A 21064-nucleotide genomic window follows, 5' to 3' on the forward strand; every position below is an offset into this window, starting at 1 on the left:
TATGAACTCAGAAGAAGAACTTCTTTATTAAGAGTAAAACCAAGATACACAGAACGACACCGACGAATACTTTATAAGTCGTCTTTTGTTCTGGCGTCATGCGTTTCCACTCTTCGTCCGTTGGCCCTCGCATCTCGATCCTCCATCATCACTTTTTCTCGTTAAGCGGTGTCGAATGACTCCAAGGCACAACACCCGCTGTAATCCCTCCGGGCGAGGTAACGCCTAGTTCCACTGCTGTCGAACCCCCATAAGCGTGGGTAATCGCGCCCATCAAATTCACTCTACCAAAGGGAATGGAGACATAGAACTGGTTCCCATCCCCATTCATGAATGCATTAGTCGACGACGCATCACTCGCCCCCCAAATCCAACCAAGCGTGGCTGTAGCTCCTGGCGCCCACGATGCGGGCGGGAATGACTGACTAACACTGTATGACGTATAGATGGTACCGTCGTAGAGATTGACCGCACCGCCCACTGCGCCTGACAGGCTACCTGCACCGACAGTTGCGTAATTAGGCTGGAGAGTACCAGCGGCAGCATCTGCATTTGCCCCCTGAGCCTGAATCGCCGCATTCAGCGTTGCATCACTGCACTGCGCCCCCGCTGGACACACCTGTGATACCAGGTCTTTCGGTTTCCGGTGTGCCGACTGGTTATACAACTCAACATTCGATGCAGTGCTCGCCCCAACGCCGCCACCGACCAGCGCACCGCCGACGCCTGCAACCACATTGGCTGCTATGTTGCCCAGCAGTTCCGAACCGGTGGCTGATCCCACACCCTTGTAGATATCTTCCAACTGCTTCGCCATCGCTGCCGATAGCCCCGCGCCCGCTGCACCCTGAAGGGCTGTTCCGAAACTGCCACCACCGAGCCCACCAATCAGCGCGCCCCCGGCTACGTGAAGGGCGACACGGTTCGTCCCACCCTCATCCCACGCGGCCATCCCAGCCTGGTCGCCGTTGTCTTTTGCCTCGTCGTATTTCGACTGCGCAAAGTCGCCGATGCGCCGCGAGACTGCTTCACCCGCCGCGCCCGCTGCATTCATCATGTCCGCCTGCCTGCCCAGCAGGTTGTTCACGTCCGGCGTCCTGCTGACCGTGCCGTACGTGTTCGACGTGTCGCGCTCCAGGCTCGCAATGTCCTGCGACTGGTTCGCCGTATCGGTGATCGTGACGGCACCCGCGCTGACGGCGCTTTTCGTCGTCGCACTGGCGCTGCCACTGTCATGCTGACTAAGTGAGGGCGTGACACCACCGGCGTTGTGCACGGAACCCGTACCAGTTGTCGCATAGTTATTGCCGCCATCGCCAACCGATCCGCCCGCCGACAATCCGCTGCTTTTAGCATCGTAGTTCGAACTGTTCGCGATATCGGAGAAGGAGAGTGTGCCCGTCGTCAGACTGTTTTTATCCGGCGTGGCCGTACTGGCAATGACTGCCCCCGTCAGCTCCGTATTGCCCTTGACAGCAATATCAAACCCACCCGTACCCGCGTGAATCCCTGCCTGTTCATTGACACCCGCGTAGCTGCGGTTGGCGTTCGCGTTCGTATGGCTGAAGCTCGCGCTGCCGCCGCCCTGGCTGATCGCAAAGCCGCCGCCCGAGCTCTCCTGATGGGCGGCGCTCGCCATCGTGTCCTGCACGCTCGCGATGTTCAGGTTGCCGCCGACATCGGCGTTCACCTGGCGACCATTCACATTCGAGCCGATTATGTTCGTATCGCCGCCCGAAATAATCGTCGCCGTGTTCGCGGCGGTCACGTGCGTGTTGTTCTGCATGGCGGCATCGCTGTTGCCGTTGCCGTGCGCCTTCGACATCGACGCATCGACTCCCCAGCCCTGCGTGCCAAAGGAGACACCGACACTCGCGCTGCTGGACTCGTTGCTGCTGCGCGTCGAGTCGGTATCGGTCGTGTTCACGAGATTCACCTGATTCCTTGCTGCAAGGATCACGTCATTCGCGTTCACGTTCGAACCTGCAATCGTCAGGTTGCCGCCTCCCGCGCTGTTGCCAGATGAGCCGTCGCCGGTCGCCACAAACGCAGCCGTGCCGCCCGCCGTGACACCTGAGCCGCGACGGGTCGTGCTCTCTTCCGTGTAGGTGTTCCTGCTGTGGCTGCTGCCGTAACTGAGTTCGATCTTTGCTTCCGGCTTCTCGCCGCCGGCAAGCGCGCCCGCTGCGGCTCTGCCTGCGCCGATTGCATCCACCGCGCTACTTGCCGCCGCCATGCCGTGCAATGCCGCAGCACGGTCATCCTGACTGTGGCTCGCCGCATGCGCCTCGTCAACCGCGCTGGACACCGCGTCAACCACCGGAGCCTTGATCGCGAGCGTAAAGCCGCTCTGTTTGACCTCATGCGTCTCGTCGCGATGCATCGTATCGACGGCAGAGTCGATCGTGACGTTCGCGCCGGTACCGGTGACATTCTGCGCGGCAACCAGATCACTACCCGTGACATGCAGGTCCTTTCCTGCGGTAAGGTTCAGACTGCCGTTGAGCGAGCCGATCGTGCTGCCAGTGTTCGTTACCGTAACGTCGTGAGCGGTATCGGTCTGCGTCCTGCTGCCCACCGATATGCCAATTCCGCCGCTCGTGCCAAAGCCGGACTCGTGCTTCTGGTAGTAGCTCGATGTGCTCTGCGTATCCTGTGAGGTCGTGATGTTCACGTTGCCCGCCGCAGCCAGATTCACGTCGTTCGTGCCCGCGACGGTCGAACCTTTCACGCTCAGGTCCTTGCCCGCACTGACCGTGACCGTGTCGCCGGACACAGTGCTACCCACGCCGATGTTCGCCTGCGTGTTCCGCATCGTGTCGGTGGTCGAGCCATGCACGAAGCTGCCACGCTTCGATTCGGTCGCCGCGTACGAATCGTGTTCCTCGCGGCCTTCGTTGATAGTCACGTCACCCGTGGCCGCAATGGTTGCGGCGCCGCTGCCCGCCGCCAGCGACGAACCCGTGAGCGTGACGCTGCCTTTGCCGGGATCGGCACTCAGGGCCGCGAGCGTGGCATTGCCGCCCGCGATAAGGTTCGTGCCGACTGCCTGTTCGTCGTAGCTGCGGTCGGACTGCTTGCGGGTTTTGTCGTCCGCGGCGACATTGTTGTAGGTCGCGGTGTTGGTCACGGTCGTGGCCGTCAGGTTGCCACCCGCGACAACCGTCATATCACCGCCCGCGCTGAGCGTCGCCCCTTTAAGCGTCGTATCGTTACCGCTCTGCATCGCAAGGTCGCCTCCAGCACTAATGCCGCTCGTCTGGTTGAGCGTGCTGCTGGCTTCCCAATGATGCTGGTCGCTCTTCGTCACGGACTGCGACGTGTCAGACTGCACGGTATCCACCGTAATATCGTGACCCGCTGCGATCTGCGCGTTGCCGCCAGCGGCGATGTTTGCACCGTGAACTGACAGGTCATTTCCCGCCACGACAAGCAGGTCACCCGTCGATGCAATCGTGCCCTGTGTGCCCAGCAGGCTCTGGCTGATCTTGCTGTCGCCCACCGCCGAACTGACGCCCACGCTATCCACCAGCGTCGTGTTCACGATGTCATGACCGGCAAGCACGGCGACCCGGTTGCCGGTGATGCGTCCCGACGCGTTGACGACATCATTGGTCGCCGAAACTACGGTCGTGCCGCTGTCCGTGCTGCTGCCCGAACCGCTACCGATGGAGCCACCCCGGTTCAGAATGCTGGTCGCGGCAATAACGGTCTGTGTACCGCCCCTGATAACGCCTGAGTTGGTCGCGCTGCCCGTCGCGTGAATTTCCACATCATCAGCGGCGATCAGCGCGCCGGTCGGCTTCAGGTCGTTCGCGTGGGCGTGGGCCAGATAGACGACCGGGGCCAGCACCGTTTGCGTCGTGCCATCGGGCAGCGTGACGCTCTGGCTGACCAGCCAGACGATATCGCTCGTCAGCGCATCCATCTGCGCGGCGCTCAGTGCCATGCCCGGTTCAAGATTGAATTCCTTCGCGACGTTCACGCCGCTGTTCATCAGCGCGCGATACTCGTCCTCGTTGCTGGTGTAGCCCTGCAGGTAGACCCGGCCCGTGAGCTGCGTGATCTGGTTGCGTACCATCTGTTCTTCGTACACGCCGTCACCGAGCCGCCTGATGGTCTTCGACGAATCGAGGCCGAGCGCTCCCAGCATGTAGTCGCTCGATATGAAACTCGTGTAACTCGTCAGGCGCGGATCGGTGACCACCAGATACGACGCGCCGGGGGCCGTGTTAAAGGTATACAGGCCGCTCGACGGCAGCGTGATATTCAGCGCACCGCCCGGTCCGGCAATGGACTGCGGCGCGTTAATAGTTTGTGTCTGGCCGGTGGCGAGGTTGACGGTCTGCGCACCTGTGCCGGTGATGCCGCCCACGGTGCCGTTCGCGCCCAGCGTGCCGCCCGTCGCGCCGGTTGCGGAGTTGGCCGCCGCCACGTTCGTGTTGTCGATGTCGGTCGCGCTGATCTGCACGGTGTTGTTCGCGATGATCGTCCCACCCGTGCCGCCAATGGCGACCGGGGACAGAACTATCGACGGCTCAACCACGGTGCCGACATCGCGCGAAATGTTCTCGTTCCACGCGTAGGTCGAAACGATGTCCTGCTTCTGGTACTGGTAGAGCGTCTGGCCGATGTTGTTCACCAGCGTGCCGCCGTAGTTGCCGCTCGCCACATCGCCGGTTGCATCAGTGCTCGCATCGGCGCTGCCAATCTGTATCGAGCCGCCCGCGCCAATGGCGCTGTACTCATTGTTCAGCGTGCCGACGTTCGCAAGCACCATGTTGCCGCCCGCCACGATCTGCGCCTGCTGCGCCTGCGGGCCGCTTACCTGGTCCTGCTGCGTGGTGGTGGTCGTGTCGCGGGCGATCTCGACACGCTGGTAACCCTTGTGGGCGTCGTTGCGCGACGCGTATTCGGTGCCAGGATCGTAGTTGACGTGCGGATCGTAGCCGTCCCAGTAGCTGACGGTGATCGTGCCGTCGGTGTTAGCCGCCAGGGTGTTGTACCAGATCGTCTGCGGCTGGCCGTTGATGTTCACCACCAGCACCTTGTCCGTCGCATTGGGACCGGACGCCTGCGACACAACGTCCGCGCTGGAGAAGGTCGCGTTGACCGGCGCGATATAGCCGTTGTCCCACATGGCCTGTGTACAGTAACCCTTGTCGGCGTTCGTCGTCGTACAGGCCATGTACTTCGAGCGCTTGGTCTGATGTTCGGCTTCAACGCCGGTTGTCACCGTCTCGACGGTGGGCGCGGGGCGCGTATTGGTCAGCGTCTGCGTGGCAATTTCGATGCTGCCCTGCGCCTCGATCGTGGACTGGTCGTTGGTAACGGAGTAGCTGCGGTTCGCGAGCAGGCCGTTCGCATCGCGCGTGCCATCTGCAGCGATGTTGATGTCGCCGAGGCTGAAGAGGTTCGCGCCGCCCGAATTGGAGATATCGCCGGGCGAATGCAGGTTCAGTTGCGAAGCCGCGGCCATTACGGCGGCAGTGCCGGTGTTGGCGATGGAATGGCTGGCGTTCAGCGTGACCGTGTTGCCGATGATCGCTGCCGCGTTGACCAGTGACCCGCTATGTGTCGTAACGGTATCGCCTTCGATGCGGCCTTCGTTGGTGATCGCGTTCGCCGCATTGACCGTCGTAGCCGACGAATTCAGGTCCGCGCCCGCCTGGTTGTCCACGTTCGCCGCGTTCACCGTCAGCGCGTTCACCGCGCCGAGCGTGCCCTGATTTGTGAAGGTGCCTGCTGTCGTGAACGTCAGGTCATGGTTAGCCTGGATCTGGTTGCTGCCGGTGAGCGTGTAGTCGTCGTTGACCGTGACCGCACCGTCGTTTCCGGCAATGATCCTGCCGTCCCCCGTAAGCTGGTTCGCAGTGACACCCAGATTCTGGTCACTGCCGATTGCGCCGTCCTGGTTTGCCAGCGTGCCGGCATTGACGGATATCGAGCCGCCGCTGCCCGTGTCATTACCAATGCGGCCAGATGTGTTGTCGAGCGAAGCCGCATTCAGCGTAATCGCACCGTTGCCGTGAATCGAGCCGCCCGCATTGATGACCCCTGCGTTTGGGCCGTTGAGGGTGACGTTGTTTGCGCCCGAGAGCGTCGCGTTCGTGTTGTCTGCAAGCTGCGCGATAGTCAGCGTGAGGTCGTGGCCCGACACAAGCTGCGCGCCATTCGTGTTCGACAGCGTGTCGGCGTTCACGCTCAGGTCGCCGTTGCCACCGATGGTGCCCGCACCAGCGACACCGCCCGTATTGCTGTTCGTGACGGTGGCCGCGCTGACCGTCGTCGCGCCTGATCCGGTGTTCGCGATACGCCCGTTCGTGTTGTCGAGCGATGCACCTGTCACGGCGAGCGTGGCAGCAGTGCCGTCTGCCTCGATCTGCCCGCCCGTATTGTCGATGGCGCCCAGGGTCGACACCGACACGATATCCATACCCTGAATCAGGCCAGCCCGGTTATCGAGCGTGCTGCCGGACTGCACCGTGGCCGCGCCACCCGCCGTGACGGTGCCGCCCGCATTGCCGATGCTGCCGCCCGATACCGATACATCGCCGTTGCCGCCAATCAGTCCGTTGGTCGTGTTCGTGATTGCACCGCTCGCGCTAACCGTCGCCGTGCCCGTACCGCCGTTCGCGATGGAACCGCCATCGTTGGCAACCGACTGTGCGGAGATGGACAGCGTGTCATCGGCCTGGATCGTGCCGCCCGCGTTGTTCACTGCGCCCGTGCCCGATACCGAAACATTTTGCGCGCCGACGTAGCCGCCAGCGCTGTTGTCCAGCGAGGCGACGTGTAACGTCGCGCCCGTCTGTGCGGCCAGCGTGCCGCCCCGGTTCGAAGCCGCACCCGAGCGGACATCAAGCGCACCATTCGTCGCGATGGTGCCGCCATTGTTCGACAGTGTTCCGGTATTGACCGTTAGCGTGCCGGTGCCGGAGCTGGCAATCGTGCCGTTGTCGTTGACGAGCGCAGCAGGACCAAGCGCCAAACTGTCGCTGTTGGTCTGCAGCGTTCCGCCGGAGTTGTCGAGCGTGCCGGTCACGTCAAGGGTCGTCGTGCCCGTGCCGGTCTGCGTGATAGTGCCGCTGCGGTTGACCAGGTCCGACGCATGCAGCGCGAGCTTGTCCGCACCGAGGTTGCCGTGGCTGTTGTCGAACGTCGCGGCAGAAAGCGTGACCAGACGACCCGCCTGGATGGTGTTCGCATTCGTCAGCGTCGAACCTGCGGCCAGCGTGACATTGCCGTTCGCCGCCAGCGTGCCGCCGTTGAACAGGCTCTGCACCGCGCCGGCAATCAGCGACTGCACCGCTGTAATTGAACCCGCGTTCGCGATCTGACCGGCCTGCACGGCCACATTGCCGTTGCCGCCGATGGTGCCAACCCCGGTCCCACTCGCGCCATTGTTCAGCAGACCGGTTGTGGTCAGCGTGAGGCCGTCAGCGCCTAGCGCCGCAACATGGCCTCCCGTGTTGTCGAGCGAACCCGCGTTGACGGAGAGTGCGCCTGCTGCCTGCAGCGTGCCGCCCTGGTTCAGCAAGTCACTAGTTGCAGTGACGTTGAGCGTGCCACCCGAGGCGATCTGGCCACCGCGATTGGACAGTGCGCCGGCCGTGACAGTCTGCGCACCGCCCGAGGACAGTACACCGCTGTCGTTCGTGAGCGTCCCGGAGGCGCGCGTGTCCAGCGCGCCGCCCGCCGTCACCGTTGCGCCCGACAGGTTCAGATCACCGCCGCTCGCGGTCAGGACCAGCGCTCCGTTAGCCGAGGTACGGCTTCCGGCGAGATTGACCGCCGTGCCATTCAGCGCCGCATTGCCGCCCGCCGCGTTATGTCCGGTCGCGGTCAATGTGCCGCCTGCCGTCACAGAAAGGTCGCCCGCCTGCGCCAGACTGCCGTCGCCGTTCACACCTGCGCCGAGCGTGCCGGTCGAGGCGACACTACCCGCATTGACGGTCGTATTCTGCTGCGCGGCCAGCACGCCGCTGTTCGTGAGCGCGCCAGACGTGTTCGCTGTCACGTTATGCTGCGCATAGGTGGTGCCGCTGTTGTCGATACCGTCGCGCGCTGACAAGGCAAGGTTACCGCTCGCGCTAGTCTGCCCGGCAAGCGTCAACAGCCCATTGGTGCTCAATACGAGATCACCTGCCTGCGCGGCGAGAACCCCTTTATTCGACACGCCGACGCCATTCTCCGTGCCGACCAGAACGATCCTGTTCGCGTACATTCCACCAAGCTGGCTCACGTCGATGGAGACACCGGGCGCCGGGCCATCACCCGCGACAGGCGTTGCATCAAGCGTGTCATGACTGATGCTGTTCGCACCGGTCACGACATTCAGGTTCTTCGCGTAAATTGCGGCGTTCGCCTGGACGGCGCGCGAGAGCAGGTCCACCTGATCGGTATCGCCTGCGTTGAGTCCCGCACCCTGGATGCTGATGTTGCCGCCCGTGACGTTGAAACCGGCCAGCGAACCATCCGGCGCAAAGTTCGGGGTGCCCGTGGTCAGGATGGCTCTGGACGTATTGATAAAGCCGCCGCCGTTCACGGCAATCCCGCTTCCGTTCGCGATGACAACTTCCGCGCGCTGGCCCGCTACTTCCAGATGTCCGTTGATCTGGCTCGCCGCGCTGCTGTTGACCTGGTTGACAATGACGCGCGCGGACTGGCCAGGGCCGAAGTTCGGATTGCCGTTGATCATGCCCGCCTGCTGCGTCTGCACGATCGCAGGCGAATTGTTCAGGATCGCGCCTTTCGACGGCACGTCGAAGCGGCCATAGGTGTTCATCGACACGCCCGCACCGGAGGGCCGGTTGATGTTCACCTGATCCAGCCCGTTCTGTGTCTGGACCACGGACGGTGCGTGCGCGCCGCCCGGAACGATCTGCGCGCCCGACAGCGAGGGCAGCGCGCCGATGAGTGCGAGCGCGGCGAACGCAATCTGTCGTAACGAAAAAACCACACCCGGTGATGTTCTGCTGCGTACCGTGGTTTGTCCTGCCTCCTTACCCATTGCCGCAGCAGTTTCCCCGACGGCGACAAGCATTCCTCTGAGTCGGCTGTACACCAGCCTGTATGTCTTCCGGTTCATTTTTATGCTTCGTATTACGGACTATTAACCGGCCGTAAACTAGCGGAGATCGAACCAATGGAATGTCCACAAATCGTAAAATTCGCGGCACAGCAACGTTTGCATCAATTCGGACTGTTCCGATGGAACCGTCCGGCGAAATGGCCTAACGCGCGCAGGCATGATGCGCACGGGCAAACACGCGGATAAAAAAAGCCCGCGCGATGCGGGCTGAACAACCAGGTCAACGGGAGGGGGCAACAGGGACCGGGATAGACAGAGGAATACGCTGGGCTTAAGAGGCCAGTTAAAAAAGGCTGCTCCGTACGCCTGAAGATGTTACTGAAGACGAGGGCGCAGCCGAATTTCAGGAATGCTTGGTGAACTGGCGTCTTAAAGCATCGTCCTCACATGCCAAAGCTCAGGAAACAGAACCACATCCAGCATCTTGCGCAGATAAGGCGCGCCGCTTGTACCGCCGGTACCTTGCTTGAATCCGATGATCCGCTCGACGGTCGTCACATGCCTGAAGCGCCACTGCCGAAATGCGTCCTCCAGATCGACAAGTTCCTCCGCCATCTCGTACAACTCCCAATGTTGCGAAGGATTCCGATAGACCTCCAGCCAGGCTGCTTCGACAGAAGCATCATGGACAGTCGGCTGTGTCCAGTCTCTCTCCAACCTGGACGGTGAAATTGCAAACCCACGCCGCGCCAGCAAGCGCACGACTTCGTCGTAGAAAGAAGGTGATTCCAGCGAGGCCTTCACCTCTGCGAATACATCGGCACGATGCGCATGCGGCTTCAGCATCTGCTCATTCTTATTGCCGAGCAAAAACTCGATCTGCCGATACTGATAAGACTGGAATCCGGAAGAGCTACCCAGGTAAGGCCGCATAGCCGTGTACTCGGACGGCGTCATCGTCGCAAGAACGCTCCATGCCTGCACGAGCTGCTCCATGATCCGCGACACGCGTGCGAGCATCTTGAACGCTGGCGGCAACTCATCGCGATGCACGGCGTTCAACGCAGCGCGCAGCTCATACAGCGCGAGCTTCATCCACAACTCACTCGTCTGGTGCTGGATGATAAACAGCATCTCGTTGTGAGCCGGCGACAACGGATGCTGCGCGTCCAACACCTTCCCCAGCGAAAGATAATCGCCGTAACTCATCGACTCCGAAAAATCGAGTTGCGCGTCATGCCAGCCATCGCCGGAATCTGCGGCAGCAGCGGCCGTAGCGGAAGCCGCCGCCGGAGCCGAATGGACAGCCCCACTGCCGTGCCCAAACGGACAGCCTTGCGCCGGCTTCTCTTCCGGCAATCCCGGCGTTTGCATGTGATCGGTCATTACGTGTTCCTCAGGTCACTGCGCCGCGTGCGGCAAATTCAGGTGCTCGCCAGCTCTCTTGCGTAAGCACCTCGCGCAGCGTCTCCACTGCATCCCATACATCGACAAAGCGCGTATACAGCGGCGTAAAACCAAACCGCAACACATGGGGCTCGCGATAGTCGCCGATCACGCCACGCGCGATCAGCGCCTGCATCACTTCATAGCCATGCGGATGCTCGAAGCTCGCGTGCGAACCGCGTCGCGCATGCTCACGCGGCGTGACGAGCTTCAAGGGAAACTCGCCGCAACGCGCCTCGACCAGCTCGATAAACAGATCGGTCAACGCGAGCGACTTGGCGCGGATCGTTTGCATATCCGTTTGCAGGAACACATCGAGTCCGCATTCGACGAGCGACATCGACACCATCGGCTGCGTGCCGCACAGGAAGCGGCCGATGCCGTCATCGGGCTGGTAGGCCGGGTCCATCTTGAACGGCGCGCGATGCCCCCACCAGCCGGACAGCGGCTGCGCGAAGTCATTCTGATGGCGCTTCGGTACCCAAACGAACGCCGGTGAACCGGGGCCGCCATTCAGATATTTATACGTGCAGCCGACTGCGTAGTCGGCGCCGACGCCGTTCAGATCGACCGGCACCGCGCCCGCCGAATGCGCGAGATCCCACAGCGCGAGTGCGCCCTTGTCGTGGATGAGTCTGGTCAGCGCGGCCATGTCGTGCATGTAGCCGGTGCGGTAATTCACGTGCGTGATCATCGCGATCGCGGTGTCGTCGCCGATCGCGGCGGGCAACTCGGAGGGATCGTCGACAAGGCGCAATTCATAGCCGCGGTCGAGTTGTTCGATCAGCCCTTGCGCGATGTACAGATCGGTCGGGAAATTCGAGCGCTCGGAAACGATCACGCGACGCTTCGGATCGCGCGCGTTTGCGAGGCGCACGGCCGCCGACAAAAGCTTGAACAGGTTGATCGAAATCGTGTCGGTGACGACCACTTCGTCGTCGGCCGCGCCGATCAGCGGCGCGAGCTTGTTGCCGAGACGGCGCGGCAATTCGAACCAGCCCGCAGTGTTCCAGCTGCGGATCAGGCCTTCGCCCCATTCGGCGCCGATTACAGTCTGCGCGCGTTGGGCGGCGGCGGCCGGCGGCACGCCGAGCGAATTGCCGTCGAGATAGATGGTGCTCGGCGAGAGTGCGAACTGATCGCGCAGCGGCGCGAGCGGGTCGGCGTTATCGAGCGCCAGTGCTTCGTCACGAGTGTTCATGTTGGTCCAGTCAAAGGGATGGGGAGAGTTCGGTGAATGTGATTCAGTTTCGGCAGGCACCAGCAGCGCCTTTAGCGCCCGTGTTCACCGCGATTCGGGCAGCGCCCGCAATACGGCGCGCACAGGGCTCGCGTCGAGCGAGGTCAGCTTGAGCGGCAGCGCGATCAACTCGTAATCGCCGGGCGCGACGGCATCCAGCACGATGCCTTCGAGGATCGCCATGCGGTGCGCGCGAATCCGGTGATGCGCGTCCATCGTCTTCGATTCCTGCGGATCGAGTGACGGCGTGTCGATGCCGATCAGCTTCACCCCTCTCGTTGCCAGCAAGTCGATCGTTTCCGGCGCGACCGCGCAGAACGCGCTGTCCCAAGCCTCAGTCGGCGCGTTTTTGTAAGTGCGTAGTAAGACTCGCGGCGGCAGGTCGTCGAGCGAGCCGCTCAGGTGTTGTGGCGTCACAACAGGCGAAGCGCCGATGCAATGAATCACGCGACACCGTCCAAGGTACGCATCGAGCGCAACCTGGCCGATTGCCGCGCCTTCGGCGTCGTAGTGAAGGGGGGCGTCGGTGTGAGCGCCGGTGTGCGGCGACAGTGTCAGGCGCGCGACGTTGACGGGCGAGCCCGCCTCCATGCGCCACACGCGTTCAATGCCGACCGGCGTATCGCCCGGCCAGACGGGCGTCGCCGTATCGACGGCGGGGGTGATGTCCCAGAGTGTGTCCATGTCTCCATCGGCGGATTGTGTCTATCCACAAATGATAGGTGGCTTGACGCGAAATGTGATTGCGAAAAAATCTCCTTCTGAGCCGTGTCTTGGAACATAATTTGAGTCAAATGGGAAAGGGAGACCGAATATGAACGCGATCTCGCTCGACGCCACCGATTGCCGTATCTTGACGGTGCTTCAGCAAGAAGGACGGATCAGCAATCTCGATTTGGCGGAGCGTATTTCGCTTTCGCCGTCGGCCTGTCTACGACGCCTGCGTCTGCTGGAAGAGCAGGGCGTCATCGAACATTACCGCGCGTGTCTGAACCGCGAAGTGCTGGGTTTCGAACTGGAAGCGTTCGTGCAGGTGTCGATGCGCAACGACCAGGAAAACTGGCACGAGCGTTTCGCCGAAGCCGTGCGGGATTGGCCGGAGGTCGTCGGCGCATTTGTCGTGACCGGCGAAACCCACTATCTGTTGCGGGTGCTCGCCCACAATCTCAAACACTATTCGGATTTCGTGCTGCAACGCCTCTACAAGGCGCCGGGCGTGATGGATATTCGTTCGAATATCGTGCTGCAGACGCTGAAGGAAGATTCGGGCGTGCCGGTGTCGCTGGTGACGAAAAGCAGCGGCCACAGCGCGACGCATAGCTGAATGCGGGCGGCGGGGCCGCTTACGCACGCCTGTATCGGCGCGCGGCAGCCGTCGATCCAAAGGCGCCGCCCCGTCTGTTCAGAACGGCTTGAGTCCGTGAAACTGGCCGTTCTGGAACACCAGTGGCGCAATCTCCGCAGCGCGCTCGTGAACGCCGCAGCGCTCCACTTCGCCGACGAAAATCACGTGGTCGCCTTCCTCGTAGCGGCTGCGGTTATGGCATTCGAACCAGGCGAGCGCGCCGTCGAGCACCGGCATACCGGTGTCGCCCTCGGCATGCGAGACCCCTTCGAAGCGATCTCCCTTCACCGTCGCGAAGCGTTTGCACAGATCGAGCTGCGACGCGGCCAGCACGTTGACCACGTAGTGACTGTTGGCGCGGAACACCGGCATCGACGCCGAGCGCGTGGCGAGGCTCCACAGCACCAGCGGCGGATTGAGCGACACCGAATTGAACGAGCTGGCCGTGATGCCGATCAATTGGCCGGACGCCGCGCGTGTCGTAATCACGGTGACGCCGGTGGCGAATTGACTGAGCGCCTGTTTAAAGGCGGACTGGTCGAAGTTGGGCGGACTGGCGCGCTTCATTGGACGTAAGCCTTTGCGTCAAACCGGGTGAGCCCCGGTCCGGACCCATCGTGCATGCGGCCAGAAACAAATGATTCAAAAGTCATAGTGAAAATCGTCGATTTGTCCCAATTTTAACTGCAATCGCGGTGGACTGGCCGCGCGCCCTGCCAGCTAGTGGAAAAACCGCTAAGCTGGAAAGTCTGGGCGGTGGCATGAGCGTTGCGGTGAACTGGGACCGGCATTGGCCGGCTATGGGTATCAAGGAGCAAGCAGCATGAGTCAGACAGGCGAAATCGCCACCCTCGGTGGCGGGTGTTTCTGGTGTCTCGAAGCGGTGTATCTGGGCGTCGAAGGCGTGAACTCAGTGGAGTCCGGCTATGCGGGCGGCCACACCCAGCGGCCGACCTATGAGCAGGTGTGCGACGGCGTAACCGGCCACGCGGAGGTCGTGAACGTCGACTTCGATCCGGCGAAGATCAGCTATCGCGAGATTCTCGATATTTTCTTCGCGATTCACGATCCGACCCAGTTGAACCGGCAGGGCAACGACGTCGGCACGCAATACCGCTCGGTGATTTTTACCCACTCCGACGCGCAGCGCGAAACGGCCTTGCAGGCGATCCGCGAGATCGGCGAACAGGGCATCTACGATGGCCAGATCGTCACCCAGGTGCTGCCGCTCGACGGCAACTACTGGCCGGCCGAGGCATATCACCAGAACTATTTCGCGCAGCATCCGAATCAGGGCTACTGCTCGTTCGTGGTGGCGCCGAAGGTCGCGAAATTCCGTCAGAAGTTCGCGCATCGGATCAAGGCGAGCTGAGCCTTTGGCGGCGGACCGGCGGTCCGATGCGGCTTGTTCTACCTGCGCCGGCAGCTCAGTTCTGGCTGCCGGGCTCGGCGCCTTCGTCCCGCTCACTCGGGTCCGATTGCGGCTCAGCTTCAGGCGCCGCTTGCGTGTCGTCGTGCTCATGTTCATGAGCCAGCCGCGCATACGCCTCGATAATCTCCCGCGCCAGTTCCACGCAGCTTAACGGCGCCGAGCCTTCCGCCTTGTTGTTGACGGCGATCACCACCGGCTGGCCGGCCAGCGCGTAGCGCGCGGCCAGTTCGGCGAGTGCGGCGCGGGTGCCCGGGTCCTGATCGACCAGCCGGTCGAACGGTTCGTACTTGGCTTTCGCCTGCTCGTATTTGAAGCCGCCGTGCAAACTCCAGCGCACGATCAGCGGGCCGGCCGGCTCGCCGTCCAGCAGCGCGAGCGCCGCCGCCTGACGTAACGGGTCCGGCATCCGCGCATGAATCCCCACGCAATACCGCACCCCTGCCGCTTTCAGCGTGCGGATGAAGCGTGGCGTGAGCAGACTTGCATCGCGGATTTCGATCGCATAGCAGGTGCCGCCGGGCAGCTTGGGCAACGCTGCCATGAATTCCGCGAGTCGCTCGATGAACGCCGCCGGTTGCGCGAGCATCTGGTCGGGCAGCGGCGAGAGCTGGAACACCAGCGCACCGGCTTTGGCACCGAGGCCTTCGAGGCATGGCGTGACGAAGTCGTCGATCGCCATTTGCGCGTTCAGAAAGCACGGATTCAGCGAGACCGGCTCGCCGCGTTCGGCGCGCACGGTGGCGTCGGTGATCGTCATCGGAGCTTTGACGATGAAGCGGAAGTGCTCCGGCACCTGCTGCGCGTAGCGCAAGTATTCGGTGACCGTGAGCGCCTGGTAAAACGACCGGTCGATGCTGACGGTCTTCAGGAGCGGATGCGCGCCGTAGGCCGTCAGGCCTTCGCGCGAGAGTTTGCTATTGCTGTATTCGTCGCCGTAGACGATGCCGTTCCAGCCCGGAAACGACCATGTCGACGTGCCGAGATGCACCTGCGGCGGCAGTTCGGCAGCGATCGCGAGGAGTTCGGCAGAGGGCGGTGCGGCGAGAACGTCGCGTGAGCGGCGTTTCCTGGGCGTATCGGCCGTTGCCGGTGCGGCATTGGCTTGCGTAGTCGCACGCGGTGGTTTTGCTCCGGCGTCAGGCTTCGGTGCGGATGCCGGTGCCGATACCGGCTTCTGTTCCACCGGCATCCCGAACAGATCGAATTGCACGGCGTCGGCCTGCACCTCATCTGCGCCGCTCACCGGCTGTTCAACTTCGCTTGTCCCGCTCTGGTCCATCTATGTCCGACCTGCTGTTGTTTAAGGTTTGCGCCGCGTCGGCCTGCTCATGCAGTGCCCGTAGCCCCGGCACGCGGCGACGGTAGATCGCCACGGCGCAACCGTATCACAACGTTTTGTCGTACATATAGCGACGCGACCACGGCAAGGTTTTCGCGCTGCGGCCGGCTTTGCGGCACACCACCTGGTAGATCGAGACGTCGTCGTTTTCGAATGCATACGCGCAACCGGCCAGATACACGCGCCAGATGCGGAATTTTTCGTCGTCGACCAGCTTGCGGGCTTCGTCCGCGTGCGTTTCGAAGTTATCCGCCCAGATGTCCAGCGTGCGCGCATAGTGACGGCGCAGGCTTTCGACGTCAACCGCTTCAAGGCCACCGCGCTGCATCGATTCGAGCGCAAGGCTGATGTGCGGCAGTTCGCCGTCCGGGAACACATAACGGTCGATAAATTCGCCGCCGCCCAGCGCGGTTTCGCCGCTATCCGCATCGCTCGACGTGATACCGTGATTCATGGCGATGCCGTCGTCGACGAGCAGATCGTGGATCTTCTGGAAGTAGCCCGGCAGATTCTTGCGGCCGACGTGCTCGAACATGCCGACGCTGGTGATGCGATCGAATTGCCCCTCGACGTCGCGATAATCCTGCAGACGAATCTCAATCTGGTTTTCCAGGCCCGCGGCTTTCACGCGCGCGGTCGCGAGATCGAACTGGTTCTGCGACAACGTCACGCCGACACACTTCGCGCCGAATTTCTGCGCGGCGCGCAGGACGAGTGCGCCCCAGCCGCAGCCGATATCGAGCAGGCGCTGCCCCGGTTGCAACTGGATCTTGGTGAGGATGTGATCGATCTTCTTGATCTGCGCGGTGGCGAGATCTTCATTGCCGTTTTCGAAGTACGCACACGAGTACACCATATTCTCGTCGAGCCACAGCTTGTAGAACTCGTTCGAGACGTCGTAGTGATACTGAATGGCCTTCTTGTCCGACGACTTCGAGTGATTGAAATAGCGTCGCACGCGCGCCAGCTTGCTTGCGCTGGTAACGGTGTTGCGCGCCAGCTGATAGCCGACGTTGATGATGTCGGATAGCTTGCCTTCAATATCGATCTTGCCCTTCACATACGCCTCGCCGAGATTGTCGAGGCTCGGTTCGAGCAGGTAAGGCAGCGCCGTAGCGCTTTTGACATGTAGCGTGACCTGAGGCGCGGCGAACTGCCCGAAGTCATGTTGCTGACCGTCCCACAGCACAAGGCGTGCTGGCAGGTTAGCCTTGGTTTTTACCTCTTCCACCCACTGCGCCAGCTTTTTCTCCCAGAACATGTGAACTCTCCGTGTCCGTTGAATTAAAGCAAAGCCTGTGCGGATTGCGTCTCCGTGCGGCGCAACTCCTATGCCGCGAGACGCAGTCCTTCCGGCGCGCGCTGCTGCGTTGGCAACGCGCGTATGGTGTTGTATTCCGATTCAAGGCGATAGGCGGGAGATTTGCCAGTCGCTGTTTTCGCTTGAACGTGTGTAGAGCAAACGGTCGTGCAAACGCGACGGCCGGCCCTGCCAGAATTCGATTGCTTCGGGTACCAAACGATAACCGCCCCAGTGCGGCGGGCGCGGTGGATGGTCGCCGTATTGCAGGCTGATTTCACGTTCGCGCGTCTCAAGCTGCGAACGGCTTTCAATTACCTGACTTTGATTGGATGCCCACGCACCGATGCGTGAGCCAAGCGGGCGCGACGCAAAATACGTATCGCTTTCTTCCGCGCTGGTTTTGACGATGCGGCCTTCAATACGCACCTGGCGCTCGAGTTCGATCCAGTAGAAGAGCAGGCTTGCGTAGGGATTGGCGGCCAGTTCGCGGCCCTTGCGGCTTTCGTAATTGGTGAAGAACACAAAGCCGCGCTCGTCGACCCCTTTGATCAGCACGATGCGCGCCGACGGCCGGCCACGCGAGTCGACCGTGGCTAGCGTCATGGTATTCGGCTCGGGCAATTGGGCGTCTACCGCTTGCTGAAACCACGTCTCGAATTGACGAAACGGGTTGCGGTCGATATCGGCCACGTCCAAAGAACCCAGCGAATAATTTTTTCGAAGTTCGGCGAGGGAGGTCATATTCTTATGCGAACGCTTCAGTCCAATCAGTATAGCCAGGGCTTGAAGTTTTTGCCCGCAACCAGATCAAGGCCCGCGGGGCTGTGTGGATATGCACGCTACAGCCACGTTACAACGCTAGCCGCCGTTTGTCCTCCAGATTGGCGTGGTCATGCCGATTGACGCGATCAGGCAAAATACGGGCTGGGAACGCCCGGGCGCGCCCAAGCGTTTTCATCACTTTGTGCTTTGCCTGCTTTGAACGAGCCTTCCACTATGTCCAGTACCGCCGCGCCTTCTGATCTTACTACCAGCCTCGACGGGAGCGAAACCGCCGACCGCGCGCGGCGCTTCGGCGGCGTTGCCCGGCTGTACGGCGCGCCGGCGCTCGCTGCGTTTGAAGGCGCACACGTCGCCGTGATCGGCATCGGCGGGGTGGGTTCGTGGGTAGCAGAGGCATTGGCGCGCAGTGCGGTCGGCACGCTGACCCTGATCGATCTGGACAATGTCGCCGAGAGCAACACTAACCGCCAGATCCATGCGCTGGACGGTAACTACGGAAAACCGAAAGTCGAAGCGATGGCCGAACGCATCGCGGCAATCAATCCGTTCTGCGACGTGCGGCTGGTGGAAGACTTCGTCGAGCCGGACAATTTCGCGGCGACGCTCGGCGGCGGTTTTGATTACGTGATCGATGCAATCGACAGCGTGCGCACCAAAACCGCGTTGATCGCGTGGTGCGTCGAAAAGAAACAGCCGTTGATCACGGTAGGCGGCGCGGGCGGCCAACTGGACCCGACGCGCATCCGGATCGACGATCTCGCGCTGACCATCCAGGACCCGCTGTTGTCGAAAGTGCGCGGGCAGCTGCGCAAGCAGCATGGTTTCCCGCGTGGTCCGAAGGCGAAGTTCAAGGTGAGCGCGGTGTACTCGGACGAACCGTTGATCTATCCGGAAGCCGCCGTGTGCGATATCGACGAGGAAGCGGAGCACGTCACCACGTCGCCGGGGCATACGGGGCCGGTGGGTCTGAACTGTGCGGGATTTGGATCGAGTGTGTGCGTGACCGCGAGTTTCGGGTTTGCCGCGGCCGCGCATGTGTTGCGGGCTTTGGCAAAGCAGGCAGCGGGTTGATGCCAGGGGTAATACGGCAATAGGCCGGTAGGACGCCAGGGCGGTTTATGCCGCGTGTGCGGCAGTGCATTCAGACGCGGCTGCCGCGCCGCGCCTGAATGCAATACGGACCAGGCCTAGAACAGCAGCGCGCTCAGCTTGCGCCGCCATTGCGACACCAGTTCCGGCTGATGCGCGGCGAGATCGAACACCGAAAGCATTGTCTTGCGGCCGATGTCTTCGCGGAACGTGCGGTCGCGTTGCACGATAGCGAGCAGATGCTCGAGCGCGCCTTCGTATTTGCGGCGGGCAATGAGCGCACTCGCCAGATCGAAGCGGGCTTCGAGATCGTCCGGATGCGCCGCGACTTTGGCTTCGAGCGCGTCCGTAGGCGGCAGATCGGCCGCTGCATCCACGGCGTCGAGCCGAGTCTTGATCGCGTTGAAGCGGGCGTCGATCCCTTGCGTGGTCTTCGGCGACAGCAGGTCGACTTCATTGCGTGCTTCGTCGATACGTTGATCTTCGAGCAGCATCTCGATGCGATCCATGCGCGCCTCGTCGAAGCCGGGGTCATAGGCGAGCGCTGCTTGCAGTGCGTTGTAGGCATCCTCGCGGCGGCCTTCAGCCAACGCGGCTTGCGCTTCAAGACGCGCTGCTTCCGCGCCTTGTGGCACGAGGCGCTCGATGAATTCGCGCAACTGGCTTTCCGGCAGCACGCCGACGAATTGATCCACCGGCTGGCCATCGGCAAACGCCATGACGTGCGGAATGCTGCGCACCTGGAAGTGCGCGGCCAGTTCCTGGTTCTCGTCCACGTTCACTTTGACGAGCTTCCATTTGCCGGCTGCTTCGGCTTCGAGCTTTTCCAGCATCGGGCCGAGCGTCTTGCAGGGACCGCACCACGGTGCCCAGAAATCGACCAGCACAGGGGCCAGTGTCGACGCCGTGATGACGTCCCGTTCGAAAGTGGCCAGCGTGGTATCCATTACGTCCTCGTCGATAAAACAGTTGATGGTTAAATGGGGGCGTGTGCAGCGAATTCAATGACTCAGCGCGGCGAATGCAGGCCGCGACCACGCTGGCTTATTTTTTCAGCGGCAGCGGAATCCACTCGGTTTCACCCGGCACTTTGCCCATCTCCTGATTGGTCCACGCCAGCTTCGCCGCTTCGATCTTCTCGCGCGAGCTGGCGACGAAATTCCATTCGATAAAACGCTCGCCGTCCAGTTTTTCGCCGCCGAGCAGCATGACACGCGCGCCGTGGGTGCTGGCAAGCGTGACGGTTTCGTCGAGCGCGAGCACGGCCATCTGACCGGCTTCGAGCGGTGTGCCGTCGATCTCCAGATCGCCTTCCGCCAGATAGACGCCGCGTTCCTCGTGTTCCGGTTCGAGCGCGAAGGCGCCACCCGGGGCGAACTCCGCAGCCACATACAGCGTGCCGGAAAAGGTCGCGACCGGCGAGGTTGCGCCGAACGCGGTGCCCGCGATCACGCGCAGCGCGACGCCGTTGCGTTCGACCACCGGCAGCGTCTCGGCCGCGTGATGCGAGAAAGACGGCTCGATATCTTCGTCTTCAAGCGGTAGTGCGACCCAGGTCTGGATGCCGTGCATGGTCTGGCCGCTCGCGCGCTCTTCGGCGGGCGTGCGCTCGGAATGGACGATGCCGCGGCCCGCCGTCATCCAGTTGACGTCGCCCGGGACAATCTTTTGCTCGGAGCCGAGGCTGTCGCGATGCATGATCGAGCCTTCGAACAGATACGTGACGGTTGCAAGCCCGATATGCGGGTGTGGACGTACGTCGAGTCCGACGCCGGGAGCGAGCGTCGCAGGGCCCATGTGGTCGAAAAAGATGAACGGGCCGATCAGGCGCGCCGCCATGGCCGGCAGCACGCGCCGCACGGTGAGGTTACCGACGTCGCGTAAATGCGGTTTGAGAACGGCTTTAATCGAGGAAGACATGGGCGGGCTCGGCTGAAATGGGGTAGTCGGTTTTTTGCTCGATAGACGATTCTACTGCGGAGGGCGCAATGCTGACGGTTTGCGCCGCATGGCGACTTCGGGATTCCGTAATGCGCGCGGCTCCCGTGGCGCG

Annotated in this window: 13 protein-coding genes; 3 read left to right on the forward strand and 10 right to left on the reverse strand. The window is 62.2% G+C overall.

Annotated elements, in window-relative coordinates:
- Positions 1 to 148: 148 nt before the first annotated feature.
- From HWX91_RS16230 to kynB, 4 genes are all read right to left on the reverse strand, one after another.
- A complete protein-coding gene (locus HWX91_RS16230) occupies positions 149 to 9091 on the reverse strand; it encodes a hemagglutinin repeat-containing protein (protein WP_028197965.1) in 8943 nt (2980 codons plus the stop codon).
- Between the two features lie 372 nt (positions 9092 to 9463).
- Positions 9464 to 10420 carry a tryptophan 2,3-dioxygenase gene (kynA, locus tag HWX91_RS16235; protein ID WP_028197964.1) on the reverse strand — a complete coding sequence of 319 codons (957 nt, stop codon included), beginning with the start codon at positions 10418 to 10420 and terminating at the stop codon, positions 9464 to 9466.
- A 10-nt stretch (positions 10421 to 10430) separates the two neighbouring features.
- Positions 10431 to 11681, reverse strand: a complete 1251-nt coding sequence (kynU, locus tag HWX91_RS16240; RefSeq protein ID WP_028197963.1) for a kynureninase — start codon at positions 11679 to 11681, stop codon at positions 10431 to 10433.
- 84 nt (positions 11682 to 11765) lie between these two features.
- Positions 11766 to 12404, reverse strand: coding sequence for an arylformamidase (gene kynB / locus HWX91_RS16245; RefSeq protein WP_028197962.1), 639 nt, complete (start codon positions 12402 to 12404; stop codon positions 11766 to 11768).
- Between the two features lie 130 nt (positions 12405 to 12534).
- On the opposite strand from kynB, the gene HWX91_RS16250 reads away from it, so the two are divergent.
- A complete protein-coding gene (locus tag HWX91_RS16250; RefSeq protein WP_028197961.1) occupies positions 12535 to 13044 on the forward strand; it encodes an Lrp/AsnC family transcriptional regulator in 510 nt (169 codons plus the stop codon).
- Positions 13045 to 13122: 78 nt separating this feature from the next.
- Here the strand turns inward: HWX91_RS16250 and HWX91_RS16255 are convergent, their stop codons facing one another.
- Positions 13123 to 13632: a flavin reductase family protein gene (locus HWX91_RS16255; protein WP_028197960.1), complete on the reverse strand. Its 510-nt coding sequence runs from the start codon at positions 13630 to 13632 to the stop codon at positions 13123 to 13125.
- Positions 13633 to 13888: 256 nt separating this feature from the next.
- Here HWX91_RS16255 and msrA point away from each other — a divergent pair, with 256 nt between their 5' ends.
- Entirely contained in the window at positions 13889 to 14437 is a 549-nt protein-coding gene (msrA, locus tag HWX91_RS16260) for a peptide-methionine (S)-S-oxide reductase MsrA (protein WP_028197959.1), read from the forward strand.
- A gap of 55 nt (positions 14438 to 14492) precedes the next feature.
- On the opposite strand, the gene HWX91_RS16265 is transcribed toward msrA, so the two are convergent.
- The 3 genes from HWX91_RS16265 to pdxH all read right to left on the reverse strand — a co-directional run bounded on the left by HWX91_RS16265 (position 14493) and on the right by pdxH (position 17880).
- Positions 14493 to 15776, reverse strand: coding sequence for a DUF72 domain-containing protein (locus HWX91_RS16265; protein ID WP_028197958.1), 1284 nt, complete (start codon positions 15774 to 15776; stop codon positions 14493 to 14495).
- Positions 15777 to 15882: 106 nt separating this feature from the next.
- On the reverse strand, positions 15883 to 17097 hold the full coding sequence (locus tag HWX91_RS16270) for an SAM-dependent methyltransferase (protein WP_028197957.1): 1215 nt from the start codon (positions 17095 to 17097) through the stop codon (positions 15883 to 15885).
- Between the two features lie 141 nt (positions 17098 to 17238).
- A complete protein-coding gene (gene pdxH / locus HWX91_RS16275; protein ID WP_028197956.1) occupies positions 17239 to 17880 on the reverse strand; it encodes a pyridoxamine 5'-phosphate oxidase in 642 nt (213 codons plus the stop codon).
- 255 nt (positions 17881 to 18135) lie between these two features.
- On the opposite strand from pdxH, the gene tcdA reads away from it, so the two are divergent.
- Positions 18136 to 18993, forward strand: coding sequence for a tRNA cyclic N6-threonylcarbamoyladenosine(37) synthase TcdA (gene tcdA / locus HWX91_RS16280; RefSeq protein WP_028197955.1), 858 nt, complete (start codon positions 18136 to 18138; stop codon positions 18991 to 18993).
- A 116-nt stretch (positions 18994 to 19109) separates the two neighbouring features.
- On the opposite strand, the gene trxA is transcribed toward tcdA, so the two are convergent.
- Both trxA and HWX91_RS16290 read right to left on the reverse strand, forming a co-directional pair.
- Positions 19110 to 19958, reverse strand: coding sequence for a thioredoxin (gene trxA / locus HWX91_RS16285; RefSeq protein ID WP_028197954.1), 849 nt, complete (start codon positions 19956 to 19958; stop codon positions 19110 to 19112).
- Positions 19959 to 20055: 97 nt separating this feature from the next.
- Positions 20056 to 20931, reverse strand: a complete 876-nt coding sequence (locus HWX91_RS16290) for a pirin family protein (RefSeq protein WP_028197953.1) — start codon at positions 20929 to 20931, stop codon at positions 20056 to 20058.
- Positions 20932 to 21064 lie beyond the last annotated feature (133 nt).

Source organism: Paraburkholderia fungorum, from assembly GCF_902833645.1.
Taxonomy (GTDB): Bacteria; Pseudomonadota; Gammaproteobacteria; order Burkholderiales; family Burkholderiaceae; genus Paraburkholderia; species Paraburkholderia fungorum.